At 63.3% G+C, this 6,753-nt stretch carries 4 protein-coding genes; 3 read left to right on the top strand and 1 reads right to left on the bottom strand.

The genetic code is table 11. From position 1 onward, the window contains the following. Positions 1 to 1,787, bottom strand: a 1,787-nt coding sequence (locus ACWPM1_RS13635) for a DUF7507 domain-containing protein (protein ID WP_455695452.1), incomplete at its 3' end; no start/stop codon positions are given. A 394-nt stretch (positions 1,788 to 2,181) separates the two neighbouring features. Between ACWPM1_RS13635 and ACWPM1_RS13630 the strand changes: the two genes are divergently transcribed. From ACWPM1_RS13630 to ACWPM1_RS13620, 3 genes are all read left to right on the top strand, one after another. Continuing rightward, complete coding sequence (locus ACWPM1_RS13630; RefSeq protein WP_455695451.1) at positions 2,182 to 3,417, top strand: hypothetical protein; 1,236 nt, start codon at positions 2,182 to 2,184, stop codon at positions 3,415 to 3,417. A 25-nt stretch (positions 3,418 to 3,442) separates the two neighbouring features. Next, positions 3,443 to 4,453 carry an NAD(P)H-dependent flavin oxidoreductase gene (locus tag ACWPM1_RS13625; RefSeq protein ID WP_455695450.1) on the top strand — a complete coding sequence of 337 codons (1,011 nt, stop codon included), beginning with the start codon at positions 3,443 to 3,445 and terminating at the stop codon, positions 4,451 to 4,453. Positions 4,454 to 4,594: 141 nt separating this feature from the next. Next, positions 4,595 to 6,706, top strand: a complete 2,112-nt coding sequence (locus ACWPM1_RS13620; RefSeq protein WP_455695449.1) for an alpha/beta hydrolase family protein — start codon at positions 4,595 to 4,597, stop codon at positions 6,704 to 6,706. Positions 6,707 to 6,753 lie beyond the last annotated feature (47 nt).

The following is a 6,753-nucleotide window of genomic DNA, read 5'->3' as shown; positions in this document are numbered from 1 at the left end:
GACGGGTTCTGCACAATCGGCGCAACCGCACTGGCGGACGCCGGCCCCGTTTGGCCCGACGTCGCCGTGGCGGTGTTCTCGATCGATCCGGACAGCGTACTGTTGGCTTCGACCGTGCCGTTCGAATCGAGGTCGGCCTGAGTGAGCGTATAAGTCTCCGCGATCGGCGCGCTCGAAGCGCCGGGCGCAAGCGTTCCTATCGGATATGTATTGCCGGTCAGGGGATCGGTCACGCTGACGTTCGTCAGGGTGGTATTGCCCGTGTTCGTGACGACGATCGTATAGTTGGCGATGTCGCCGGCGACGTCGCCAAGCGTGTTTCCATCACCTCCGGACCAGTTGTTGAACACCTTGGTGATCGCGATGGCGGGGGTCCGAAGGATGGGAGCTGCCGCCGTGTCGGTATCCGTTACGGTGTTCGAACTGCCCTGCTGGGTGGCGACGACCGTGGCGGAATTATCCTTGTCGCCGTCGTTCGTGCCGCCGTTGGTGTTGATGTCTGTCTGGGTCGCCGTCTGCGTCGCGGTGTACTGCCAGACTTCTCCTATATCGAGCACGTCGTCCCCGTCCGCGTCCCCGACGTTGATGGTGACGCTGCCGTTCGCGAAAACTTCCGTCACGGCTGCGCCGTCCGCCAGTGCGTCAGTCACAGTGACGTCGGTCAGCGCGGTCTCGCCGTCGTTGGTGACCGCGATGGTATAGTTCGCAATATCGCCGGCACCGTCGATTACCGCGGTCGATGGAGCGCCGTTGTTGACGGTGTCGCCATCGGTGACGTTTACGAACACCTTGTCGATCGAGACGCTGGGCACCGGATAGTGGTTTCCGATGGGAGCGACCTGGATGGTGGAACCCGCGGTTGCCGTGCCGGGCACGATCACCGTTTCATAAGCTCCGGTTGTCTGAGCATAGGCCGCATTATCCGCTTCGTCGACGAAGTAGGTTGCGCCAGGTAGCACGCCATAGAAGGAATAGTTACCGTTCGCGTCGGTCGCGGTTTCGCGGATGACGGCATCGCCTGCATCCAGCACGCCATTCGTGTTGGTGTCTTCGAACAGGTAGATCGGAATCCCCGCGACGCCTGTCGTATTGCCGATATCGGCGCCGTCCCTCGTTCCGTTGGAGTTAGCATCGTTGAACTTGGTGCCCTGCAGGATCACTGCGCTTTGGAGGTTGAATTCCTCGAAACCGCCCTCCGCATCGAAGTTGCTCGGCACGGTACCGAACTGGGCGTAGACATAAATGTAGTCCGTGGCGAAGTTAGCGTCCGCGAACGTCTCGAGCGGGATGAGAATCTGATAGTCGTCAGTGCCGCTGCCGCTGTTACCGTCGAACAGGTGTACCGTGTTGTCGCCCCCGGCATCGAGGTCGTATTGCAGGTTGAGCGTGCTGAGTTCCGCGATCGTGTCGACTGGCGAGCCGGCAACCGTGTTCGAACCCGTGTAGATTTTCAGCGAGTTGAGGTCGACAAAGGGGCTGGTATTGCCGTTGGATTCGTTGAGGTCGAGGCGGATCTCGATGTACTGCTTCCCGGTCACGGGATCGGTATAGATCGGCAAGCTGCTCAGCTTGATTGCCATTGTCTTGGAATCGCCGATCTGGTTTTCAGCGGTGGGTTCGGAGTCGGTATTGAAGCCCTGCTCGGTCCCGTCGTTATCCTGAATGGCGAGGAACGTGTTGTAGCCCCCGGTGCCTGAGTTACGCGGTGCGGCGACCTTGATGGTCACCCCGTTGACGGTAATTGTGCTTTCATAGCCCGTGGTGGCACCGACCTGATATACCGTCATGATACGCTCCTTGCCCCCGTGGCCCGGCCGCGATGCGTCGAAGACCAGGAATGATTGTCGGGCTTGAGCGATCATCGCCGGCCCTGATGCGGCCCGACACCACGAAACCGGCCCCCTTTCGAAAGGGGGCGCATTCGCAGGCGCGGACGACCCTGTGCCGGAATATCCTTTTGGGCTCACGCGTCGAACGACTCGGCGAGCAAGGCGAACGTTAGCCTTTGGTTAACTATAGTCAACCGGTTAGCGGACTTACGCGTTTCGAAATGGGACAGAAAATGTGATAGGCGGCAAGCGTCAATCGAGGCAGCATTGCAAGCCTCTTTTCGTAACCCTTCACGCTGGACTATGACGCTGCGCGCAGCACCGCTGTTTCGGTGCACGGGGGGTCAGGTTCATGAAGTACAAGTTACTCGCAGGCGCGGCGGCGTTCGGTTCGGCGGTTGCCATCGCGCTGGCAGCGCCCGCCCTGTCGCAAGGCGGCACAACCACTGTCGCGCGCTACACCATGGACGCGGGCACGATGTCCGGAATGGCCGGCATGGGCGCGGGCGGCGGCGGCATCGGCGCTGCGATGAGCATGATGCGCGGCGGAAGCGGCCAGGTGGCGCGTGAGCTCACTCTTCGCCTCGGCTCGAGCCGGGCACCGACCGGGGCGGCGAAGGCCGATCATTTCATGCCGGCGGTAGCGGCCCTCGGGCCCTCCGTTCCCCTGGTGAGCCCCGAGCGTACCACTAGCACGTACACCGAGGGCGCCATCCCGCCGGGCCAGATGCCCAAGGGCCGCCTCCTGCTGTTCTGGGGTTGCGGCGAGCACGCGCCAAAGGGCCAGCCGGTGGTTATCGACTTCGCCAAGATGGCCAAGGGGCAAGTGCCATCGGGCCTGTTCGCCGCTGGCGCAGGCCTGCCGGAGGACTGGCAGATCCTCGCCTCCAACAGCACCACTTACGGCGAATGGCCGAACGGGCGCGACAGCAAGAACGTGACGGCCCGCTCGTCGCTCCTCGGCCCGCACAAGATCGCGAGCACTTATGCACCCGAGATCAACTTCACTCTGGCCGACGACTTCATGGCGCCGTTGCAGGCGCGTGCCGGGAGCCTGCCCAGCGGCGCGTCCCGGCTGGACTGGAACTCGGTAGCCAAGGCAACGGGCTACTACGCCTGGGCGATGGGCGCCAAGGATGCCGGCGGCGGCAATCCGGACATGGTCTGGTGGAGCTCGTCGGGCACCCAGCAGTTCGGCGGGGCGCTGGCAGGCTGGCTCTCGCCCGCGGCGGTCGCCAAGCTGGTCGCGGCGAACACCGTAATGCCCGCTACCCAGACGACATGCACGATCCCGGCCGAGGTCAAGGCGGCCGGCGGGGAGGTCATGATGACGCAGCTGTTCGGCTATGGACCGCAGGCCGACTTCTCCTATCCCCCGCGCCCGGCCAACGCCAAGGCGGCGTGGAAGCCCGAGTGGATCGCGCGGGTGCGTTTTCGCACGAATACATCATTGATGCTCGGCATGCCGGGGATGGGCGCAGCGGATGCCAGCGGCCCGGCAGAGCAAGGCCAGCCGGTGCCTTCGACCAAGCCCAAGTGCAAGGGTCTCAAGGGCGTGGCGATGCGGGCGGCGGGGTTGTGCGAGTAAGCCCGCGCCCGTAAGCGCGCGGGCCATGAGCCTCTATCCCAAGACATCCGCGCTGATGGCGCGTGGCCGCGCGTTTCTTGGCACTGAGTACGCGATCTTATGCGGGGCGATGAGCTGGGTCAGCGAACGCCACCTGGTGAGTGCGATCAGCAATGCCGGCGGATTTGGGGTGATCGCCTGCGGGGCGATGACGCCCGCCCTGCTCGATGCGGAAATCGCCGCGACCAAGGCGATGACCGACAAGCCGTTCGGGGTGAACCTCATCACCATGCACCCGCAGCTATTCGAGCTCATCGAGGTCTGCGCGCGGCACGCGGTCAGGCATGTCGTGCTGGCCGGAGGCATCCCGCCGAAGGGCAGCGTGGAGGCGATCAAGGCGTTCGGCGGCAAGGTGATCGTCTTCGCGCCGACCCTGGCGCTCGCCAAAAAGTTGCTGCGTTCCGGCGGCGATGCGCTGGTGATCGAGGGGATGGAGGCGGGCGGCCATATCGGCCCGGTGTCGACAAGCGTTCTGGCGCAGGAGTTCCTGCCCGAGCTGGCCGGCGAGCACCTCGTATTCGTTGCCGGGGGAATCGGTCGGGGCGAGGCGATCGCCGGCTATCTCGAGATGGGCGCGGTCGGCGTGCAACTCGGCACGCGCTTCGCCTGCGCTACCGAGAGCATCGCCCACCCGAACTTCAAGAAGGCGTTCTTTCGCGCGAATGCCCGCGATGCGGTGGCGAGCGTCCAAGTGGATCCGCGCCTCCCGGTGATCCCGGTCCGCGCGCTCAAGAACAATGGTACCGAGGAGTTTACCGCCAAACAGTTGGAGGTCGCTCGCGCGCTCGATGGGGACGGCATCGAGATGGTCGAGGCGCAGTTGCAGATCGAACATTACTGGGCCGGCGCCTTACGGCGTGCAGTGATCGACGGCGATGTCGAGAACGGCAGTCTGATGGCGGGGCAATCGGTGGGCATGGTGAAGGCAGAAGAGCCGGTCGCCGAAATCATCGCTCAGCTCATGGCGGAAAGCGAAGCGGCGCTTTGTCGGCGCTAAACCGGGCAAAAGACTAGCGTTTGTCGGGCTTTGCGCACTTCATCGAGCAGTCCATCTCATGCAACGTTCATGCCATTGAAAAGAAGCGGCATTATGCTAGTGCACGAGAAGTTAGATCTTGGGGACTTTGGAGTCGCATTGATGGGTATCAGGAAATTTCCGCTTCTGGCGGCCGTGGCGCTTGCTGTCACGCCGTTAACCGGGACCGTCGCGCAGAACGGCATGCCGAGCGTGCCCATCGATATCTGGGCTCTGCGCGATACGATCGCGACGATGGATCTCTCGCCGGATGGCAAGCACCTCCTGATGCTGCGCATGCCCAGCAAGGACGGCGAGTACGTCATGGAGATCTTCAAGACCGACGATCTCAGCAAACCGTGGCGCACGCTCAACGCGAAGCCGATGGAGATGATCAACGCGCGTTTCGTGCACGACAACTACATCTTCGGCAACGCGTGGCAGGTCGTCCGCAAGAAGGTCAATGGGCCCGAGGACGACGTACGCAGCTACAAGTCGTGGGCCTACAACCTCACTACCAACAAGTTCTCCGAAGCGGACGGCAACTTCAATATCGTCGGTCTGCTGCCGAAGGAGAACGACAAGGTTCTCGTCGCCACCTCGACTCCCAACGATGGCGGCATGGGCGTCGATCCGTTCGCGGCATTCCGCCCGCGCTCCTACTACAAGTTCAATCTCAACACCGGTGCGCGCGAGCTCGTCTTGCGCGGCAGCTCCGAGCACCCGACCGCGGTGTTCGATATCGACGGCAACCCGCGCTATACTGAGGGCGTGAAGGACGGTTCGAAGGAGCTGGTCACTTACTACCGCAACCCGGGCGATGGCGCCTGGAAGGAATTCGGGCAGCGCTACGACCTCGACAAGCACGAGAACCTCTATCGCGTGCTGGGCGGATTCCAGGGCCTTGTGGGCTTCAAGCCCGACGATCCGAACATCGGCTACATGGTCGATAACCGCGGCGAGGACAAAGCCGCGCTGTGGGAGTTCGACTTCCGCACCGGCCAGTTCGGGCGCAAGCTTTTTGAGTCTCCGACAGCGGACGTGCTCGGCATCCAGACCAACTCGATGACCTGGGCCGGCGACAACACACTCGCGGCTGCGATCTATCCTGGCGCCAAGATGGAGCGCCACTGGTTCGATCCGGAAGAAAAGGCGCTCTACGACCTGCTCGCCAAATCAATCCCCTACTCGCACGACGTCAACATCAAGTCGCGCTCGCGCGACGGCAAGACGATGATCGTCACCAACACCGGTCCGCGCGATCCCGGATCGTACTGGCTGTTCGTCGACGGCAAGATCGGCAAGCTGGCGAGCAAGAACCCCCTCCTCAAGCCCGAGCAGCTGTCGGACGTCGAGTTCATCAACTACCAGGCGCGCGACGGGCAGAACGTCCCCGCCTACATCACCAAGCCGAAGGGCAAGGGGCCGTTCCCGCTCATCGTGCTTCCGCACGGTGGCCCGCACGTCAACGAAGTGATCGACTACGACGAGTGGGGCCAGCTCCTCGCCAACGCTGGTTACATGGTTCTCCAGCCGCAGTACCGGATGTCGGTGGGTTGGGGCCAGAAGCACTTCGACAGCGCCTATGGCCAGCATGGTCTCGCGATGCAGGACGACAAGGACGACGGGGTTAAGCACCTGGTCTCGAAGGGTCTCGTCGATCCCAACCGCGTCGCCATGTTCGGGTGGTCGTATGGCGGCTACGCGGCGCTGGTCGCCAGCGAGCGCACGCCGCAGCTATACCAGTGTGCGATTGCCGGCGCGGCCGTGTCGGACCCCGAGAAGAGCTACATCATGGGTCGCAGCTCCAACGCGCCCAAGGCGCTCGACGACTGGGCCAAGCGCCGTGGCACGATCGGCATCAACCCGATCAAGGACATCAACAAGACCAACATCCCGGTCCTCATGGTCCATGGCGATTTCGACCGCCGGGTGCAGTACTATCACCTGAAGGACTACCAGACGGCAGCCCAGCAGGCCGGCATCGCCGGGCGCGTGATCGTTGGCGATGGGCCGTCGAGCAGCCAATCGGCCAGCGCGAGCCCGGCAGTTCTCACCTCAACGGGCGGCAGTACGACAACGACGGTGCCGGGCACCAGCGGCGGCTACGTCAAGTTCGTGACGCTGGAAGGTGCCGACCACTTCTATACGACGCTGATGTACGATCATCAGCACAAGCTCTACACCACGATGCTGGACTTCCTGAAGAACGACTGCGGCCCGGGCGGGCTGTAAAGCGCGGTCTTCGGCCGATCAGAAGTGCGCGCGCCCGGGATGCCGGG

The sequence above is a fragment of the Tsuneonella sp. HG249 genome (assembly GCF_053819205.1).
This window is presented reverse-complemented; position numbering and strand designations above follow the sequence as displayed.

Bases quoted from the DNA above. Each gene is read 5' to 3' on its own strand.
- ACWPM1_RS13630 (WP_455695451.1), top strand. From the start codon at position 2,182: ATGAAGTACAAGTTACTCGCAGGCGCGGCGGCGTTCGGTTCGGCGGTT.
- ACWPM1_RS13625 (WP_455695450.1), top strand. From the start codon at position 3,443: ATGAGCCTCTATCCCAAGACATCCGCGCTGATGGCGCGTGGCCGCGCG.
- ACWPM1_RS13620 (WP_455695449.1), top strand. From the start codon at position 4,595: ATGGGTATCAGGAAATTTCCGCTTCTGGCGGCCGTGGCGCTTGCTGTC.